The 18,602-nt window shown below is 53.6% G+C and carries 16 protein-coding genes; 11 read left to right on the top strand and 5 right to left on the bottom strand.

All coding sequences use genetic code 11. The annotated features are described in order from the left end of the window. Positions 1–341 precede the first annotated feature (341 nt). Positions 342–719: a hypothetical protein gene (locus tag FHS72_RS16230; protein WP_183530753.1), complete on the bottom strand. Its 378-nt coding sequence runs from the start codon at positions 717–719 to the stop codon at positions 342–344. 232 nt (positions 720–951) lie between these two features. Beyond that, on the bottom strand, positions 952–1,731 hold the full coding sequence (locus FHS72_RS16235) for a hypothetical protein (protein ID WP_183530755.1): 780 nt from the start codon (positions 1,729–1,731) through the stop codon (positions 952–954). Positions 1,732–2,392: 661 nt separating this feature from the next. Here FHS72_RS16235 and FHS72_RS16240 point away from each other — a divergent pair. From FHS72_RS16240 to FHS72_RS16250, 3 genes are all read left to right on the top strand, one after another. Next, the gene (locus FHS72_RS16240; RefSeq protein WP_183530757.1) at positions 2,393–2,890 is read left to right on the top strand and encodes a hypothetical protein; all 498 of its coding nucleotides are present in this window, start codon (positions 2,393–2,395) and stop codon (positions 2,888–2,890) included. Further along, positions 2,887–3,330, top strand: a complete 444-nt coding sequence (locus tag FHS72_RS16245) for a hypothetical protein (protein WP_183530759.1) — start codon at positions 2,887–2,889, stop codon at positions 3,328–3,330. Before FHS72_RS16240 ends, FHS72_RS16245 begins: the two co-directional genes overlap by 4 nt. Before the next feature lie 133 nt (positions 3,331–3,463). Then, positions 3,464–4,078, top strand: a complete 615-nt coding sequence (locus FHS72_RS16250) for a hypothetical protein (RefSeq protein WP_183530761.1) — start codon at positions 3,464–3,466, stop codon at positions 4,076–4,078. A 230-nt stretch (positions 4,079–4,308) separates the two neighbouring features. Here the strand turns inward: FHS72_RS16250 and FHS72_RS16255 are convergent, their stop codons facing one another. After that, a complete protein-coding gene (locus FHS72_RS16255; protein WP_183530763.1) occupies positions 4,309–5,817 on the bottom strand; it encodes a Fic family protein in 1,509 nt (502 codons plus the stop codon). A 420-nt stretch (positions 5,818–6,237) separates the two neighbouring features. Between FHS72_RS16255 and FHS72_RS16260 the strand changes: the two genes are divergently transcribed. The 3 genes from FHS72_RS16260 to FHS72_RS16270 all read left to right on the top strand — a co-directional run bounded on the left by FHS72_RS16260 (position 6,238) and on the right by FHS72_RS16270 (position 10,180). Beyond that, complete coding sequence (locus FHS72_RS16260) at positions 6,238–6,612, top strand: helix-turn-helix domain-containing protein (protein ID WP_183530764.1); 375 nt, start codon at positions 6,238–6,240, stop codon at positions 6,610–6,612. A gap of 263 nt (positions 6,613–6,875) precedes the next feature. Next, positions 6,876–8,816: a site-specific integrase gene (locus tag FHS72_RS16265; protein WP_183530766.1), complete on the top strand. Its 1,941-nt coding sequence runs from the start codon at positions 6,876–6,878 to the stop codon at positions 8,814–8,816. Further along, complete coding sequence (locus tag FHS72_RS16270; RefSeq protein WP_183530768.1) at positions 8,813–10,180, top strand: hypothetical protein; 1,368 nt, start codon at positions 8,813–8,815, stop codon at positions 10,178–10,180. Before FHS72_RS16265 ends, FHS72_RS16270 begins: the two co-directional genes overlap by 4 nt. Before the next feature lie 187 nt (positions 10,181–10,367). On the opposite strand, the gene FHS72_RS16275 is transcribed toward FHS72_RS16270, so the two are convergent. Beyond that, on the bottom strand, positions 10,368–11,132 hold the full coding sequence (locus tag FHS72_RS16275) for an inositol monophosphatase family protein (protein ID WP_183530770.1): 765 nt from the start codon (positions 11,130–11,132) through the stop codon (positions 10,368–10,370). Further along, on the bottom strand, positions 11,129–11,734 hold the full coding sequence (locus FHS72_RS16280) for an AAA family ATPase (protein WP_183530771.1): 606 nt from the start codon (positions 11,732–11,734) through the stop codon (positions 11,129–11,131). Before FHS72_RS16280 ends, FHS72_RS16275 begins: the two co-directional genes overlap by 4 nt. Before the next feature lie 190 nt (positions 11,735–11,924). Here FHS72_RS16280 and FHS72_RS16285 point away from each other — a divergent pair, with 190 nt between their 5' ends. From FHS72_RS16285 to FHS72_RS16305, 5 genes are all read left to right on the top strand, one after another. Further along, positions 11,925–13,526, top strand: a complete 1,602-nt coding sequence (locus FHS72_RS16285; RefSeq protein ID WP_183530773.1) for an ABC transporter substrate-binding protein — start codon at positions 11,925–11,927, stop codon at positions 13,524–13,526. A 73-nt stretch (positions 13,527–13,599) separates the two neighbouring features. Next, the gene (locus tag FHS72_RS16290) at positions 13,600–14,565 is read left to right on the top strand and encodes an ABC transporter permease (protein ID WP_183530775.1); all 966 of its coding nucleotides are present in this window, start codon (positions 13,600–13,602) and stop codon (positions 14,563–14,565) included. Positions 14,566–14,569: 4 nt separating this feature from the next. After that, entirely contained in the window at positions 14,570–15,499 is a 930-nt protein-coding gene (locus tag FHS72_RS16295; RefSeq protein ID WP_183530776.1) for an ABC transporter permease, read from the top strand. A gap of 4 nt (positions 15,500–15,503) precedes the next feature. Next, positions 15,504–17,324: an ABC transporter ATP-binding protein gene (locus FHS72_RS16300; RefSeq protein WP_183530777.1), complete on the top strand. Its 1,821-nt coding sequence runs from the start codon at positions 15,504–15,506 to the stop codon at positions 17,322–17,324. 64 nt (positions 17,325–17,388) lie between these two features. Then, positions 17,389–18,420, top strand: a complete 1,032-nt coding sequence (locus FHS72_RS16305) for a LacI family DNA-binding transcriptional regulator (RefSeq protein ID WP_183530779.1) — start codon at positions 17,389–17,391, stop codon at positions 18,418–18,420. Positions 18,421–18,602: the final 182 nt, after the last annotated feature.

Raw genomic sequence — 18,602 nt, forward strand, 5'->3', positions numbered from 1 at the left:
TGAGTGGACAGTCATGAGTGTGAAGCGGGGTCGGGTGTTTTGCAAGGGTGGTGGGGTATCGCGATGGTTGTATTTACCGGACTGAGATTGTTAGGTTTCGTTATACAAGTGATCTTTAATTTTTGCATTAGGGTGCCAGTCGCCAGCTATCTAAGGCGCATGGGACGAAGTTTGGTTTATCTGTCAGACAATGCGACCAAACGACGATCTATGTGATGTCGTTGGACGCAATCTGGTTGGACTGAAGTCGCCGACGTCATCGGCAATAAATCACGGAGAACATGCGTGAGCAGGCTACTTTGATGCCAACAAAAGTAGCAGCTCATGTTTTTGCATATGATCTAACAAGAATAGCCGCATACGAGCGGGCCATTTTCGCGAACTGCGTTCTGAAGTAAGCGTATAATCGCCGGATAATAGCAAAGCAGTTCTTTCCAAGATGTTTCGCCTTTATCGAGCGCAAAGTCGCTCGCATCCAGCTCCCAGAAGTTGTCGGGAACTTCGGTCAAGATGTCTTTGTCTGACATGTTGTTGAGTTTTATTTCTTGCAGAATCCGTTGGTGAACATGGTCCAATGTCTCTGAATTCACATAAAAATCGTCATAGTCCTCGTAGGCGGCGTCCTCAGACTTGATGATAAAGTGATAGAAAAAATCGTAGTGACCCTGAAAGCCAAAAACCTCTTCGCCACCGTGGAAAAAACCTACATCTAAACCCATTTTGTATCCTTTCTGATCAATGGTGCGTCCCTATTATCAGGGGCGCTAAGCCGTATATGTTTTCGAATTTTTCCGGCCAAAAAAGAAAACTGCATTTTCTTATATTTTTTTTTGGGTAGGCAACGTGAGGGGGTCTCTGTGCCTGATGTCGCTACAGTATTATGCGTTGGCGTACCGGTTACCGAGATGAGTGATTAATGCTGGGATTGGCTGCGAGTTGGGGTTTGCTGCGCTAACCAGCGACGTCTTGCGCCATTTTATCTGCGCGGTTCTGCATTATCGTTCTGGGATCGCTCCGTTTCGATGTTGTGCTATCAACGCGCCAGATTTTTGTTTTTGGGCTGAACTTGAGATATGCATGCTTATACCAGCGTGTTTTCGCATGCGTCATCTTGATAAGAAAATGATGCGGGATCGGCGCATGGGATGCGTAATTGAGACTGACGTAGCAGGTCACGTCGAGAATGCCGGCGACGCGCTGTGTTGCGCCAAGAAGACGCTTGGTTTGTGCGGCTATGCTCGCATCTTGATCGATCCCAACTCTAAATTGAGGGGCTGCGCATCCGCGGATCTTGCGCATTTGTACGTAGATCATGAGCGTAAACCACGACTGGCATTTTGCGAGTTCATCTAAGTCGATGAGCACATAAAAATCCGAAGGTCGGTTTTGCATGTGAGCCCAGACCGCGGACGAAAACTGCCATTGAAAAATAGTGTTGCGATCAAGCAGTGCGCCTGCCTCGAGATAACCAATATTCAAGAGCTCACGCAGTGCCGTGCGCATGTCGCGCGCGCCGTTGGGGCGCTTGGGACCGACGCGGGCACGCAACGCGGCACAGGAGGCCCAGATTGTTGGTGGTTCAAGTGATGCATCTTGATAGTCGAGGTCTGCAAGATCCAACTGATGCAGCATAGAGAACAGCAGTCGTAGTGTTGTGATCGACATCTCTGTGTGGATGATTTGCTCGGCGAGCTGCCAAGGGATCTGAACTTTACCGTTGTCGGGGGACATTTATTAACTCCGTATCGGGGGTGAGGAGTTGATGAAATGCGTACAGGTCCGCATTGGTAAAAACGTAAATCTGCTCCGCAGCCCAGATTTGTGATCCCGCAATACAGAATTTCATCCAACACAAACGGCACGCGGGCTCACAAAACCGCACCAAAACCCCGCAACTTTGGAAAATATGCACGGCATTTTGTACGGCTGCCCCGCATGATTGGGTCATTCTCAGGGCTAAGTGATTGAACCCGCTAAACGATGTGCCTGTGGAAGTTATAGAACTGTGAGAAGTGTAAGTAATCAGAGTAATCATCAGAAATGAGCCGATTGGCTCGTTGCTGGTAAAATTATTATTCTACACGATGATCAGCGTCGCGGGCTTCCTGATCAGGCATGTGCTGAGAGGCCGAAGGCCGTTAACTGAGGTCGGTAAATTGCCTCATCGTTAAATTAGAACTGCTATCGAGAACAACCGCAGCACAGTCTGCGGTGAAGATTCCACCGTGCGCGTTGGGGTGGCGCACGCGCAGATCACACGCGGTGAAACGGAGAAGAAAGTGAGGAAAGAGCGACCGGATCGGTTTGCGGGCAGCGCCGTAGCGCCCGCAAGCCTTCCCGGTCGGGGAGGGGAGAGGGGGCTGAAGCAAACCACAACTTCAGAGAGGTCAATATGACACTTTTAACACCCCTGACGGACAAGCAGGCGACGCTGGCATCCGGTGACATCGTTAGCTTTTTATTTCCGAGCACAGAAGGCGACGTCACATTTGAGAAGAAACGGCCGTGTTTGATCCTTGAGATCGACGCAGACAATGCCGAAGCTGTTGTCGCTTATGGCACTGCTTCTGATACGCGCGCGAACACAGGTCTCGAGATCCGTATTTCCCGAGAAAATGATATCGCCGCCGCGTCTTTGAGTAAGCCTACCCGGTTTGTCGGTACACGATGTGTGCGTGTGTCACTGTCCAGCACTCGTTTTGTCAAAAGCGCAGAAGGCGAAGTGCGGATCGGGCAGTTGCCAGCCTCGCTTCACGCGCGGTTTGAGCAAGTAAAAAACATGCGGGAAAATCCAGACCTAATGATCCGTAAAAAACGTGTTCGCAAACCGTGCCGCCGCTACGTCGCGGCACCATCAAACACGTCTAAAGTGGCATTGGAGACAACATGAAACACGCGAATTTTGCATTAGACGTGGCGGCGTTTGCCGCCGATTTGGAAGTGTCTTTTACGTCGCTATGCGAGGTTGCAACGCCAGTTCCGGAGACGTGGGTTGGACTGCTTACGGATTGGTTCACGCAGTGTCGCGCAGCGCCGGATGAGGCTTTTTCTGAGGATGTGCTGTGTGACGTGCTTGAGACCCTCGTCAGTCTTATGCACGCACGATCGACTTTTGCTCTATGCGCGATGCCGCGGCCCGGCAGGCGCCCCGAGGCCTTGGTGTCGGGTGATCTCGGAGGCGTGGTCATGATAGAGCTCGCGTGCAAGCGGATCATCATGCTGGCGCGGCAACGGGATCGAGACATGGCGTACAGGTTGGCGTCTGTTGTTCTACGTCAGGTTAGATCTCAACGCAGTGCGGTCGCCGAGATGATTTACAAAGCGATTTAGCATAAACGGCGGGGTGTCTTTGAGGTACCCCGCTATCGGCTGTGCGGGGCCCATCTAACGCAATTTATCTTTATTTGCTGAGGTTGCGCCGCGCCCACTTTACGTCACTTGGACAGCGGAAATACAAAAAGAGATGACTGACAGAACATACAATATTCCACCATTCGTTGAAAAATTGACCGATCTCACAGACGAATTGTTCTGCGCTGGCGCAGATCGCGGCATCGTAGATGTCGGTGTTCAAGGTCAGATCACGATCAGTATCGATGATGCAGCACCAGCTGAGATCGATGCGATATGGGTGGCGGCCATCAAATCCATGCAGTTAAAAGCAAAGCGCAATCTGTTTGATGCTGCTATGTCGAAGCCAAGTGCTGATCGAGGCGATCTTCTTAACTCATTCTATGACACACTTGAGCAAGATCTGAACGGAGTGGCTGCATATGCTGCAGTTAAGTATGCTTTGCCCGACCTGTTTTTGAAGATCGAAATACACCTCACGCGCGATCATCACTGTGACTTGTCCATTATCAATGCACCGTGGGTTCAGCCGCGCCCACTCCGCGTCGCATTGCGCGAAGAGGCTCAGCATCTGCTGGAACTGATGGGGTATCACTTCGATCTCATCAATGGGTATGATATCTGGCTGTATGAGCCGTCATCACGGCTGAGCGCGATGTCAGGGCATGACAAGCTGCGTGCGCTTCAACGTGTCGAAGCGATATTGGAATATCAATCTGTAGCTTAATCCGACGACTGCAATAGAGCCATTGGAACAAAAAAGTATGGTGGTTAGGGCGCCAGCCTGCGACGTGATGTTGAAAGCTGTAATCCCGTCGAAAGATCAACGGTATTTTATTTCAGAAAAAACAGCGACTTAAGCTTACTTCGAAACCTTCGTTCGGAATTCAACCTTCGAAGATTTCTTCGAGAAAAGCGATTGTCCTATCTTGGTCGCCAATTTTAAGGGCTGTTTTCTTAGTCAAGATCCCACGCCTCCGCATATGTTTCCTCAATCAGAGTGACCTCTTCCTCTGTCAGTGCCGAGAATTCCTTGTGCAAGGCGCGCTTGGACAGTTTGCCGTTCCCTTGCTCCAAAAATCCTCGCAATAGATCGACCGTGCGTGCTGGCATTTCCAGCATCTCATCAATGGCGGATTTGAATCGATCATAGCGCGCGATGTAGTCAATCTCAGCCGGTAGGTCTTGCTCGACTGTTTCTCTGACGCAATCGGCCACAAACTCGGCATGCTCGGTGCAGTCAAAGAAGCGGTAAAGCACCGCAGTTTCCGACAGAACGTCTACATTTCCCTGAGCTGTGGGCTTCCACTCAATGAACTCCATCATCGGCCCCGACACGGACTTCAGGATGTCGCTATATTCCTCGATGCGTCGGTAAACAACGACGCTGATCGGAAAGACCAAACCCGCTGGATTAAAACCACCGCGTGCCAACACATGGTGCAGTAGATATCGGTGGATACGACCGTTCCCATCCTCAAAAGGGTGGATATAGACAAAGCCGAACGACAGTGCAGCCGCGACCACCATCGGATCAACACCGCCCTTAAGAGCGCGCGTTTCATAGAGCGCAATACCCTCCAGAAGGTCAGATAAATCCTCATGCCGGGCGCTGATGTGCACCGGTTCCGGCACCTTTCCGTCCCGGCTATGACCGCCGACAAAGCCGCCTTCCTTGCGAATACCCATCTTCACAAAGCGTGCATCCTGCAAAACAATTTGCTGTAGGCGCTCGAACTCGCTTTGCGACAGCTGGCAGCGTCCAGCCTCGCCAATTGCGCGCGCCCAACGGGCGGCACGCTGAGGTCCAGGCTTTTCCTGCTCGATTGCAAATGAGGCTCTGGAGTCATCCAACAACAAAAAAGCCGCAGCGCGGGACACGATATGTTGCGGCGCCTTTTCGGTGACCTCTATCGCCTGAGCAGGCAATTCCCGCTCAATCAGCTGGCGAATCTTTAATGATCTCTGCACGAGCGGACAAAATGCCGGGGTGCCAGGCAGATTGTTGATGACTTTGTGACGCGCAGACCGCTCTCCGGGATCAATCACAAAATATGCGCTCGGATCAAGCGCAGGTTCATACTTCACCTTGCCCAGATCCGGCACATCCAATTGCTCATCCGTCAGCCATTCCCAGAAGAACCAGACCCGACGCGCAAAGACACCGGTTGCTCCTGCCAAGGCCTGAGAGATTTCAGAAGGGTCCGCAACTCTGGTCACCTCATGCAAGATCCGCAAATCGATGCCTTCGTTCTTGATGGCAAACACGAGATGATCGAACACCGACTCGCCCGGCCATTGCGGCGCTCGGAAAATTTCCCATTCTGGTTCGGATTGACGCTTGTGGTGGTCTGATACAAAAGCCAGCCGGCGTGGCATGGGCACACGCATGCCAAGCTCGCTGACCAGCCAGCCATATCCTGCAATCCGCCCCGGGCCGGGAAGCTTACGTCCGTAGAAATTCATCACCGCACCTCGAAAATCATCACCATTTGATGGTTTGTGTAGATTTTCCTCACCCGCTTGGCAAGCAAACTTGCTTCAAAAATCCTCACATTTCGTCAGTTTGTCTCACCTTTGGGGCTTTTTGTCACTTTTCCTCACCTGTCCATCGATCTGCTTTGGTTCTACCCACAGTCGAAAGCAGCTTAAAAGTATCAACTTCTATGGCACAGGTTGGAGCTAGGGCAAGCGTCGTCTGTTATGCATTAAAGACGTGCGATAAATGTTAGTCATGTTCATAAGCCCATATTTTGAGTGAGAAGATCCCGCGTAGGGTCGTGCCTACGCGCTGCGGAAGCTGCGTGTACGACTGCTACGCAGGGGCCGTTTTTGTGCGCACCGTCTGGGAATTATGTCTTCCGTAGAGCAATCACGGAGGGACAGATGCTTACACTTAAAGAAGTCGCGACCCATTTTGCGCTCAAGCCGGACACGGTCGCGCGCAAGGTTAGGGGCGGTGATTTAGAAGCATTTCGGATAAATCGGCACTATCGGTGTGAATGGCATCAGGTGTGGGCTTGCGAGCAGGGGAGAGCGCCAAAACCTGCACAGCGAGAACGTTATCGCACTGCTTTGCTGACCACGAAAATGATTACCGCCAAGCTCAAGGTGAGCAAAAAGACGGTAGCGGGCTGGGTGTCGCTTGGCATGCCAACGCGCAACGTGTTTGGCGCTGTCCGATATAATCCGCATGATGTCACGGATTGGCTGCGTCAAAAGATAAGCGCCGAGTTGCCCGACATGTGGTGGGTTGAATGACCCACCAGTTTTACACTGTTTTGACCGGGATAAGCGCGCAGCCAGCTGGATATCGTGTTTTTTTACAAAAGCGGGCGCAAACATTTATCGGCGTTATGTTCGGCACCCCTTGTGAAGATCTAAGAAAAATAGCGCAAAGGGGTGCGAATTTATCCCCCGGGCACGATCTTCTGAACGGTCACAGATGGTGGCTGAATGCCATCCGGATATCGCGTCTTTGCTTGTGAAGACGCGACATCCGGATCGCCAGAGAGGAAGATAAAATGACTTACCAGAACACCAAGACAACGACGTTCTCACATTCTTTAGCAGACGTAATCAACTGGGCCGAGGCAGAAGGAAGGGCAAAAGCCCCGATCTACGAAGCACTCAAGATTCCGGCTCGCATGGGAATGATCGACGAAGACATCGGACTGATCGCTGGCGATCTCGAATATTTTGAGAAGAAAATAGCGGATCTGCCCATCGCCTCAGTCTCCAAGTCCAAGGACCTGGATCGTACACGTCGGACGAGCAACTCCCGCATTCGTAGTCTGTTGCGCGCATATGAGCAGGCGCATGGTGCGGCGGCGGTCGACGCTGGCTCATCTCATCGCGCAAGCTACACAGCTCTGATCAACTGGGTGAAAGATCGTGAAGGCTTTATCGCGAAGGGCGACCTGTTTACGACGTCGACACATAAAAGCCTGTTCGCCCTCAGAGCACGTGCCGACATCTCTTTGGAGCAGCTTGAGCAGTCGCATATCGACCGGATCTTTGCCGTTGCAACTGTTGAGAAACGCAGGTCGATGGCCAAGGCCATTCGTTTGCTGACTCAGCTGAGAGGGTTGGAAAATCAACGGCCAGAGCTGTGCACAATGCTGCCGCGTACAAATTTGACAGTGCCCAAAACGTCAGACCGTGCCGAACGTATTAGGTGGGACGCATTTCCGGAAGGGTTTCGGAAAAATGTCGCATCTATCATTGCGGAAACCTTGGCCACGCCAGCTGATTTGGCCGCGTGGGCAAAACGCGAGATGGAGGCTGGCCGATCTTCGCAAGAGATTGATCAAGAGATATGCGCAAAAACAGCGCAGCGTGGCTCTGCGCCCAAAAACCCCGAGAGTGCGAAAGCGGGGTATCAGCAGGCGATCACTTGGTTAGCGCGCCCGCAAAGGAATGCCTGCGGGACATTTGCACATCTGACCACGCTCAAAGGCCTGATAACGCGCGACGCGATCGAACAGGCGATCATGGATCAAATTGATCGCGCGCAGCGGTCATTACTGCTTAAAGATCCAGCAAAATCGACGACACTGGGATCACGTCTGACAAACCTGACGACGCTTGCAAAACACGGATTGCGTGACCCTGAGGTTGTCTCTCACATTAACATCCTGAGGTTTGCGCATCACGAATTTGTCGTGACGCAAAAAGAAATGACGGATGATGCTGACCATACCTGCCGGATGTTGCGGGATCGTCCGCACCTCGCAGCAGCCTTTGTTCATGCACCGACAACGATATCTGTCAAAGCCTTGCAGACGTTGGAGCGTGCGGTAGGGCGTCACGACAACGCCGCTGAGGATCGGGCACTTCGGATGTTTGCATCAGCGGTCGCGCACGGCCTTCAGCTATCGCGGCCGTTGCGGACTTCAAATCTTATCGCGTTGCGACACAAGGGCACCCGCGAACGTGGCGGCAATATAACGTGGATAAAAAAAAGAACTCATGCCGAGCTTCGTTTTGAGAAAGGCGAGATCAAGAACGACCAGGTCATCACGGTGCATGTCATGGGGCACGACGCGGCTCTTCTGTGGGATTGGATAGAGATTTATCGCCCCCGGTTCCTCGCACTCCGAGATCTTCCAGACAGCGCTTATGTCTTTCCAGGCCTTGCACAGCCAAGGTTGCCTAAACGCGGTGTGACGCTTCCTGTAGGGGCGATGGCGGCATCAAGCTTTGCCGAACTTTGGGCTCTGGGGCACGCAGCCGTGAACCTTGGCATTCAGCCGCATAGCTGCCGGCACGCAGTTGCGACGCTTATTCTCGCGGTTGAGCCTGGCAACTTTGCGAAAGCAGCGGCTGTGCTTGGTGACAAGGAAAGCACGGTGCGACGGCACTACGGAAAAGACAGCGGTGAAGCGGCTGCCATGAATGTGCGTGCAGCTCTTCTTGCGCATCATCCTGAAGTCTTCAACATTATGAAAGGAAAACGACCATGACGCGGCGCAAGTCTGTTGCCGGATATCTGCAATCTGCGCCTGCGGCCGTGCGTCTGGGGATGACCGCGGAAGGGGTGACGTTGGCGCCCGGGGCCGCTGCTGTGACCGGCAGGTTCTTCCAGGTCGTAGCAGCTGCGCGCGAGCCGGCCAGCGCGCCGTCCGCAAAGAGCTTTCAGCTGGCGGCGCATTCTGAGCCCACGTTTCGGTTGCTTTTGCGCACACTCGCCGAATTTGCGCCGATGGTGTCTACGGCTGCGGCGCTTCCGGTCAAGCGTGAGTGGGTCGCGCGGCGACCAAAAGCCGCGCAACGATCCGCAGCACGTGTCACGCCAATAGCAGAAGACGTGGTGTCAGGCTGGCCCGTCTCTTGGCAAGTCTACTACCGTAGGCTGGCCGCCGCGAAGATCGCACCGTCGAGCCTGACGCGGTACCGCGCGTCGATTGATCGGTGCGCAAAGCTTGTGCAGGCTGGTGTCGCTGAAGAGCGTCTTGGTTTCCTGACTGCTTGCAATCTCGCAGACCATCTAAAAAACGACCGCAAACACGGTGGCGGAGAAATTCGACCGATCACGATCGCCAACTATCTGGAAGCGTTAATCGTATTGGGAACACGCGGCGGTGCGGACGCAGACGGATTGGCTGGTATGCGTTTGATGTGCGACGACCTCAGAGGACAGGCATCGCGCGGCGAGAAGCTGAAAATCGCACGCATCAGTCAGCTGATGGAGCGCGGTGGATTTGCGTATCTCGCAAAGAAGGTCAGTGAGGCACTGGAACGCGCGGACGCGTTGCCGGATCACAGTTTTGAGAAAGTGAGTGCGTTACAATCAGCCGTGCTTGCGGCGGTGTCTATGAATAAGCCCGGTCGTACCGGCGATGTGTCGAGGTGGGAGATCGGCAAAGATCTGATCCGGGACCCGGAAGGGTATTGGCAACTTGCGTGGCGCCAGGGCAAGACACATCATGTCACCGAGGCTGGTCAGCTTTGGGAAGAGGTTGCGGACATTCTCGACCGCCATATTCTCGGCGGACGACCAGATCGTTTTGTTCACATGCGCTACAATCAGCTGTGTGGCGCAAACTGGCTGACGTTGGACGCAACATCTCGATCGTCAAAATGGCCGAGCGAGCAGATCTTAAAAATGATCGGTGTACCCCTTCACGATCTGCGCACTTTGTCTGCAGATTATCTACGTCGGCACGATCCTTACACCGCCGCGCAGGCGATCACCGCCCACCTTGGCCACCGGTCAGGAGAAAGCGCTAAAGATTACAAAGCAGTGGCAGACGGTGATGTCGCGACAACAGATTGGCTGCGCATGCGCGAACAGATTGGTCGTCAGACGACAACAAAATCTGGATAAATCCAGACTGGGGCGTGCGGATCGGAGTCTTGTTTTAGTTATGCGGATGGTGAGGGCAGGGGACCGACTGCTGTCGCAGTCGGAAAATAGACCAGGTTCTGGCAATCGCCGGTGACGGGCCACTCAATCAGCCCCCGCCTTTTTCTGGGTCGATTTTGTTAATTGCATTTCGTGAGCAAACAAAAATTTAACCGGGCATCCATTCTGCGTGGCTTGCCGCAGCAATGGGGTAGCCTGTTTTGATGCTTTCCTCGGTGAGGACAAAGGTTGCACATCCGCCTGCTTCTCGGACGAGCAATGCAGCCGCGGCACCGTCCCATGGGTGTACGCGCTGTTCCACATAGCTATCGCAGGACCCGTTAGCGACGCACATCATATTGAACACGCAGCACCCGAAGGCATAGAGCAATGCATCTTGCTGCATGGTTTTGGTTGCAAATGCGAGCGGACCGTCAGGCGGCAGGTCGGTCGAGCGTCCAAAGATGACCAAAGCCCGTTTGATGTCGCGGTTCTTTGAAACGTGGATCGCTTTGCCGTTGCAGGTTGATCCTTGGCCTTCGATCGCGATGTATTCTTTGCCCAAGGCGGGCAGAATGATGATCCCGATTTTGGGCGCACCATTAATCACCAATCCGATGGACACGCCCCACATTGGCAGGCCCTTGAGAAAGTTGGTGGTGCCGTCGATCGGATCAACAATCCAAAGCGATTTGCTAATATCACCGCCGCTTTCCTCGCCTAAGAAACCGTCCTCAGGAAAGCTTTCGGCCAATGCGCTGCGGATGTAGTCCTCGACGTTACGATCTGCCTCTGAGACCAAATCAAGCGGGGATTTCTTTGATTCAATCAGCAGTTCATCGCGGTTGTTAAAGTAATCCAGCGCCAATGCGGCTGCTTTTCTGGCGATGACAAGTGCCGTTTGAGACTCGTTTGTGAAATTGCGTGCGCTCATGGTTGTTTGGCTCTCGTTTCTGCAACAAAGGCGTCGATCTTGGCTTTCAGGTCAGCCAGTTCGCCGGTGTTTTCAATTTCATAGTCGGCGACATCCATTAGGTAGCCGTTTTGCTGGAACCCTTCGGTGCCTTTGCCCATCGCTTTTTCGTCCGCGTCATCAAACACATCGCGGCTGATTGGATCGCCATCACGTTTGCGCCCGACCACACGGTCAAAGCGGGTCACAGAGGGCACGCGCAGCGCGATTAAGCCAAAGCTATATCCAGCCTTTGCGGCGAAGTCTTTTGTGTAGGCCAATTCTTCAGAGTTGCGCAGTCCGTCAATAACAACGTCACCGTCGTCGCCGGCTTCAATCTCAGACAAGGCTTTGACCGCGTAGATGCTGTTTCCATGCTCTGCCTGAACTTCGCGAGCGTGTATTTGAACCTGTTCGCGACTGGGGACGCCAAAGCGGTCTTGTGCTTCTTTGCGTAGGTTTGCGGCAATCGTAATGAGTTGAAAATCCTGCGACGCAAGGTGGGCGGAAGACGTCGATTTTCCGGCACCGGATTCGCCAACCAGCGCGATCATGATTTTCTGGGGTGTTTGTTTATTGGGCATTTGCAAACTCCATTATGTGAGCGCTTTCATAAAAAGCAGATTCGGTTAAATGACGCAATACCTTAAAAAATTCTACTGTTATAATAAGGTTGTAGTGCTTGAAATCTGTATATGAACGCAAGATTTTTGGAAAACAATTGACAAGATGGAAGCGCTTGCATCAGAGTGAGTGAAATAGGGAGGACGAACAATGATCCATGGATTGAAGGGGCGGCTGCTGTCTGGCGCCGTGATGTTTGCCACAGTTGGTATGGCGTCGACCGCCGTCGCACAAACGCCTGAAGGAAAGTTGGTCATCGCGATCAACCAAGAGCCGCAAGACCTCGGTGCGCAGGGCATTTATAAAGAAGTGAATGCAACAGGGCTGCGCAATGTTCTGGAAGGTCTGATCGCAATTGATCCCGCAACGGGCGAAATGATTCCGGTTCTCGCCACCGCGTGGGAACGCGTTGATGGCAGCACCCTGCGCATGACAATCCGCGAAGGTGTCACGTTTCATGATGGATCACCGCTGGATGCAGCGGCAGTTGCGACCTCAATCAATTGGGTCTGGAGCCCGGAAAACGCCTTTACGATCCAGGAATATGCTGGTCCGGGCGTGATTACGGCTGAAGCTATCGATGCGATGACCATCGAGGTCACATCAAGCGAACCTGACCCCCTTTTAGAATTCCGCATGACGTTGGGCGGTGTGTCGTCCGCCGTACAATTGGCCGAAGCACCCGAGCGTCATTTTGATACGCCAATCGGCACCGGACCTTATGTCTTTGATGAATGGCAGCGCGGCCAATATTGGAGCGCGGATGTGAACCCTGATTGGTGGGGCCTGACGGCTGATGACGCTTATGGCACCACGACGCCAGATTTCGCTGAATTGCAGTTGGTGTTTCGCACTGAAAATGCAGCTCGCGTCGCCATGGTGCAAAGTGGCGAAGCGCAGATGGCGATGTTCCCGTCATCGTCCGAATGTGACAGAGCCGCAGACGAGAATGCATATGATTGTGTCACAGGACCTTCGACGACATACCTTTATGGGCGGTTGGATCATTCGCTTCATGCTGATCCGATCCTTCAAGATCCACGCATCCGCGAGGCGGTGTTCCTTGGGCTTGATATCAAAGGACTTGTTGGGCTGATCGGCCTTGCATCGGTCCCGCAAGGACAGCTTGGCACCAAAGAAGCTATTGGCTTCAACGAAGACCTGAGCCCTTATCCATATGATCCCGAACGCGCGATGGCGCTGCTTGCCGAGGCTAAGGCGGATGGCGTGGATATTTCATCGCTGAACATTGAGATCGTTGGCCGCGATTCCACTCCGCGGATCAGTACAATCGTGCAGGCCATGGGTGCGATGCTGCAAGGTGTTGGCATCGGCAACGAAGTGCGCGTGCAGACCCCGCAGGAATTCAATCCACGGGTCCGCATTGGTGGCTACGCTAACGAGCCTAATCGCCAGATGATGCAGATTCACGTCAAACAGAACCCGTCGGGTGATTATGGGCTGCTGCTTTTGTCAAACTTTGCCTGCCCTGAAATTGATGATCCGACCGGTCCGGCGCGGTCATCGGTTTATTGCGACGCGGACTTTGATGCGGCGCTTGAAGCGGCAATGGGTCTCTATGGCGACGAACGGGATGCGGCAATGCAGGCTTTGGTGAAAGCCATCCATGACCGGCACCTGACCGTGCCGCTCGCGTTGCTTGATCGTGGCTACCTAGTTGAATCCGGGATTGAATTCACCTTTGGGACCGATCATCGCATTCAGGCTGTCTACATCAACAAAGTAGACTAAAAGTTACTCCCCCTGGGGCAGGCTGTTTCACACTTGGAAATGGCCTGCTCCTTGTACCTGACCGGAGATATAAATGGCCTATGTCATCAAGCGGATATGCAATTCGCTGCTCATCCTGTTTATCACAATCAGCTTTGTTTTTATTGCAGGTCGCCTGATCGGTGATCCAGCGCTGAACATGCTGGGATCGGGTGCCAGTGATCTGGCGATCAATAATTTGCGCGAAGCGGCAGGGCTAAACGACCCGCTCTTTGTGCAGTATGTCCGGTATATCGGTGGCATTTTGACCGGAGATTTCGGAGTCAGCTACCGCTACGGATATTCGGTACTGCCCTCTGAGAACCTGTCAGAGATTGCACAACCCGTCCTTGATATCGTGCTTGAACGGATTCCTGCGACGTTTGCGCTGGCGGGCGCTGCATTGTCGGTAGCGGTGCCGTTGGGTATTTTCATGGGTGTCACAGCCGCCGCGAACCCGCGCTCTGCGGCTGACCGGATTGTCACGGTGTTATCGCTGGCTGGCGTGTCAGTGGTGCAGTTCTGGCTCGGCCTGATGTTGATCGTTCTGTTCGCTGTTCAACTGGGCTGGCTGCCAACTGGTGGTTATGGTGGATTTTCTTACGTGATTTTGCCCGCGCTCACACTGGCCGCGCGTCCAATTGGACGGATCGCACAAGTCACCCGTAGCGCTGTGATCCAAGAGCTCTCAAAGCCCTATATCGTCACAGCCCGCGCCAAAGGCGTGCCGGAATTCAAAGTCGTCTATGTCCATGCGCTCAAGAATGCGTCGATCCCGATTGTGACAATGATTGGTGACGAGTTGTCCGCACTTTTGACAGGAGCGATCCTCGTAGAAAAAGTCTTTGCTTGGCCCGGTGTTGGTCTGCTGATCATCGACAGTCTGTCGCGCAGTGATTTGCCCCTTATTCAAGCGTCCATCGCAGTTGTCGCAGCTCTTGTTGTGACCGTGAATCTGTTGGTCGATTTCTCATACCGGTTGCTCAACCCAAGCATCCGCCTTGGTCATACTGGAGCTTGATCCCATGTCCGATGCTACCACACCCGAATTAGATGACATCAAAGACGCGCGTGATGTGAACATCACAAAACTGGACTACGCGCGGGCCATATTGAAAGACAAGGTGACGTTGGTTGCCGTCTTGTTTCTGGCGGCTTTGGTTATCTTTACCGCTGGGGCGAATTTTCTGGCGCCACATCCACCCACAGGTTTGAATTTTCTCGATAGCCTGCTGCCGCCGCTTAGTCGCGGTGCGAACGGCGAATTCTATCTGTTGGGTACTGACGAGTTGGGCAGGGATATGTTCAGCCGTCTGATCTACGGCGCGCGGGTATCTGTATCGGTCGGCGTGATTGGCGCATTGGTGTCTGGGATCGTTGGTGTTTTCACAGGTCTGACCGCTGGATACAAAGGCGGTCTGTATGAAGACATCGTGATGCGGCTGGTCGACGGGATGTTGTCGCTGCCGTCGCTACTGGTTGCGCTATTTGTACTGTTCGTCTTGGGCGGCGGGTTCGTGAACCTGATCTTGGTCTTCTCGATCTTGCATTGGATGGTTTTCGCCCGCTTGTCGCGTGGTTTGGCGCTAGAGGCGCGTTCAAGCACCTACGTGAAGGCCGCAAAAGCGCTGGGTGCGACGGATATGCGGATTATTTTCTACCATATTCTGCCCAATGTGATCCCGCCGATCTTGGTCTTGCTGACGCTTGAGATCGCGACATTGATCTTGTCCGAAGCATCGCTGTCGTTCCTTGGCTTTGGGGTGCAACCGCCCGACCCGTCGTGGGGTCTGATGATTGCTGACGGCCGCGAACATATTCGGTCGGCGTGGTGGCTGGTGGCCTTCCCTGGCATCGCGATTTTTCTGACAGCGCTGAGCCTTAATCTGGTTGCGAATTGGTTGCGTGCCGTGACTGACCCCGTCCAGCGCTGGCGCTGGTTTGCGAAAGGATAATATCATGTCATCTGAGCCACTCATCCAGATCGACCGTTTGAACGTTGAATTCCCGTCAAAGCTGGGTCCGGTTGCCGCCGTCAAGAATGTATCCTTCGACATCGCGCCGGGCGAAATCCTGTGTATCGTTGGTGAGAGCGGATCAGGAAAGTCGGTGTCTTCGTCGGCGATCATGCAGTTGACAAAGTTTAGCGGCGGCCGCGTGGCCAGCGGCACGATCCGGTTTCGCAGTCGGAATGACGGCGTCATCGACCTAAAAAACGCCGATGAAAAGACGATGCGCAGCATTCGTGGCAACGAGATCGGGATGATCTTTCAAGAACCGATGTCCGCACTGAACCCGAACTTTACTATCGGCTGGCAAATGGCCGAAACGCTACAGATACATCGCGGCCAGACGCGCGCGCAGGCAGATGCGCGGTCTCTTGAGCTTTTGAAGCTGGTGCGGATCACGGAACCGGAAAAACGCCTGACGCAATATCCCTTCGAGTTGTCGGGTGGGATGCTACAGCGCGTCGTGATTGCGATGGCCTTGGCCTGCGAGCCTGATCTGCTCATCGCGGACGAGCCGACAACGGCCCTTGATGTCACCGTACAGGCCGAGATTTTAGGTCTGATCGACACGCTGCGACGTGAAACGGGGGCCGCGGTTTTGTTCATCACACATGACATGGCCGTTGTGGCGCAAATGGCTGATCGGGTTGTGGTGATGTACCAAGGTGAAAAGGTCGAAGAAGGCCCTGTGCGCCAGATATTAGAAGCACCGCAACATGCCTACACCAAGGTACTGTTGGACGCTGTGCCGCGTCTAGGCGAAATGCGCGGCAAGGCAGCCCCAGAAGCGATGCGGGTTATGGGCGACGATACTGACGCAAAAGCTGAATCAATCCACCCCAGTACAAAACCTATCCTGACCGTTGAAAACCTCGTGAAACGCTTTCCGATCTTTGGCGGGTTCGCACGAAAGGTTGTGGCCAATGTCCACGCCATCGAAGACATTTCCTTTACCATCCACGAAAAAGAAACGCTGTCGTTGGTGGGGGAAAGCGGATCAGGCAAATCGGTGACGGGCCGCAATATCTTGCGGCTGGAACAACCCACCTCTGGCAAAGTTATTTTTGACGGGACCGACGTTCTGGCGCAATCGCCGAAAGACATGCGCGACCTCAGACGGCATATGCAGATGATCTTTCAAGACCCCTACGGGTCATTGAACCCGCAAAAACGACTACTGGATCAGGTGGCAGAGCCTATTCATAACTTTAAGTTGGAAAAGGGAAGCGCCATTGAAGACCGTGTCGCGGGCCTATTCGACCGCGTCCGGCTGCCGCGAGATTTTATGCGCCGCTACCCATCAGAGCTATCTGGTGGGCAACGCCAACGGGTGGCGATTGCGCGCGCCTTAGCGGTTAACCCAAAGTTCATTGTCGCAGACGAAGCGGTGTCCGCTCTGGATGTCTCTGTACAGGCGCAGGTGCTGAACCTGATGATGGAACTTCAGGCCGATCTGGGGATTTCCTACCTGTTCATCAGCCACGACATGGCTGTGGTCGAACGGGTGTCGCATCGGGTGGCTGTGATGTTCATGGGGCGGATTGTCGAGATTGGAACCCGCCAACAGATTTTCGAGAACCCGCAGCACAATTATACCAAAACGCTGCTGGCGGCGGTGCCAACGTTAAACCCAGACATCGACATCCGTGACCGCACCACGCTTGCCACCAAGATACCGTCGCCGATCCATCTTGCGGGCTACGCGCCGCCAAAACTTGTTTATCAAGAGGTTTCCGAGGGCCACAGCGTGCTCATAAACGATTTGCAATAAAGGGTCGAATTGCGCAGAACAGTTAAACTTAAGCGGATTCACAAGGTTGACGAGTAGGATGATCATGTCGCAAACGCGCAATACGCGAAAATCGCACGGCATGGTCACGGCGCAAGATGTCGCGAAAGAGGCTGGCGTTTCTCTGACCACGGTATCGCGCAGCTTTAGCGAGGCCGGACTGGTGTCCAAGCAAACCCGTGATCGGGTGTTGTCCGTTGCGAACCAGCTTGGCTATAGCCCGAATATTGCAGCACGGGTTTTGGCCAGTCGCCGGTCACGTTTGATCGGCTTGATGGTGAACAACTTTGACGATCCCGAAAATCTGAACCTCTTTCGTTATGTCTCGGCTGAGGCGCAAAAACGCAATTTCCACGCGATTTTATTCAACACCTCGCCTGATCGACAAGAAGCGGGCCTTGATTCCATGGAATCCGCGATGCTGCATCAAGTAGACGGGTTGTTGGTCTCGGCCACACGCCTAGAGCCTGCAATCATCGCGCGCTGTGCCAGCCAAGATAAACGCATCGTTATTGTTGGTCGTAAATCGCGGCGTCCGGAATTCAGTTCCGTCTACTGCGATAACGAAGACGGGGCAGCCCAAGTCGCGGACGACTTCTTTGCCAAAGGGGTTCAAAGGCCCGCATTCGTCGGCGGTAGCCCAACAGCATCGGTGTCACTGGAACGGCGCGACGGCTTCGTCAAACGGATCGAAGAGTTGTACGGTTTCCAGCCAATCGTGCGCGAAGCGGGCTCTAATGATTACGCCAAAGGGTTCGCGACAGCAAAAGCGCTGCTCGATCTTCCCAAACCGCCAGACGCCTATTTCTGTTCGAGCGACCTTTTGGCGATTGGCGTGACGGATGCAATCAGCGAAGCTGATTCAGTTAAAACAGGCGAACGACCACTGGTTGTTGGCTTCGGGCGGACAATGCTGTCGCGGCTAAAAGCCTATGACTTGGCTTCTGTAGCGCTTCCCATGGAAGAAATGGTCCGCACAGCAACATCGCACCTGATCGATACACTCGGAGACGCGCGAACAGGACCAACGAAAATCGTGTTCCCTTGTGAGTTGATGTCTCCTGAGGCAAGGAAGTAGGTCGGGTTATGGGGCTGGTGGGGACGCAGTGTATTAGAGGTTACTATTTGAGATTTATTACATAATTCATATTATCGGTGAAGTCGATGTCGCCGCAAAGTTAGAATGTCCCACATCTGCAAAGTAGAAGTGTCACACTTCCCTGTTGAACAAGCAGGATTGGAGTGTGACCGTGGGATTGG

The organism is Yoonia ponticola (assembly GCF_014199395.1).
Lineage (GTDB): Bacteria > Pseudomonadota > Alphaproteobacteria > Rhodobacterales > Rhodobacteraceae > Yoonia > Yoonia ponticola.

Coding starts and splice junctions, on each gene's coding strand:
- FHS72_RS16230 (WP_183530753.1), bottom strand. CDS start 719: ATGGGTTTAGATGTAGGTTTTTTCCACGGTGGCGAAGAGGTTTTTGGC.
- FHS72_RS16235 (WP_183530755.1), bottom strand. CDS start 1,731: ATGTCCCCCGACAACGGTAAAGTTCAGATCCCTTGGCAGCTCGCCGAG.
- FHS72_RS16240 (WP_183530757.1), top strand. CDS start 2,393: ATGACACTTTTAACACCCCTGACGGACAAGCAGGCGACGCTGGCATCC.
- FHS72_RS16245 (WP_183530759.1), top strand. CDS start 2,887: ATGAAACACGCGAATTTTGCATTAGACGTGGCGGCGTTTGCCGCCGAT.
- FHS72_RS16250 (WP_183530761.1), top strand. CDS start 3,464: ATGACTGACAGAACATACAATATTCCACCATTCGTTGAAAAATTGACC.
- FHS72_RS16255 (WP_183530763.1), bottom strand. CDS start 5,817: ATGAATTTCTACGGACGTAAGCTTCCCGGCCCGGGGCGGATTGCAGGA.
- FHS72_RS16260 (WP_183530764.1), top strand. CDS start 6,238: ATGCTTACACTTAAAGAAGTCGCGACCCATTTTGCGCTCAAGCCGGAC.
- FHS72_RS16265 (WP_183530766.1), top strand. CDS start 6,876: ATGACTTACCAGAACACCAAGACAACGACGTTCTCACATTCTTTAGCA.
- FHS72_RS16270 (WP_183530768.1), top strand. CDS start 8,813: ATGACGCGGCGCAAGTCTGTTGCCGGATATCTGCAATCTGCGCCTGCG.
- FHS72_RS16275 (WP_183530770.1), bottom strand. CDS start 11,132: ATGAGCGCACGCAATTTCACAAACGAGTCTCAAACGGCACTTGTCATC.
- FHS72_RS16280 (WP_183530771.1), bottom strand. CDS start 11,734: ATGCCCAATAAACAAACACCCCAGAAAATCATGATCGCGCTGGTTGGC.
- FHS72_RS16285 (WP_183530773.1), top strand. CDS start 11,925: ATGATCCATGGATTGAAGGGGCGGCTGCTGTCTGGCGCCGTGATGTTT.
- FHS72_RS16290 (WP_183530775.1), top strand. CDS start 13,600: ATGGCCTATGTCATCAAGCGGATATGCAATTCGCTGCTCATCCTGTTT.
- FHS72_RS16295 (WP_183530776.1), top strand. CDS start 14,570: ATGTCCGATGCTACCACACCCGAATTAGATGACATCAAAGACGCGCGT.
- FHS72_RS16300 (WP_183530777.1), top strand. CDS start 15,504: ATGTCATCTGAGCCACTCATCCAGATCGACCGTTTGAACGTTGAATTC.
- FHS72_RS16305 (WP_183530779.1), top strand. CDS start 17,389: ATGTCGCAAACGCGCAATACGCGAAAATCGCACGGCATGGTCACGGCG.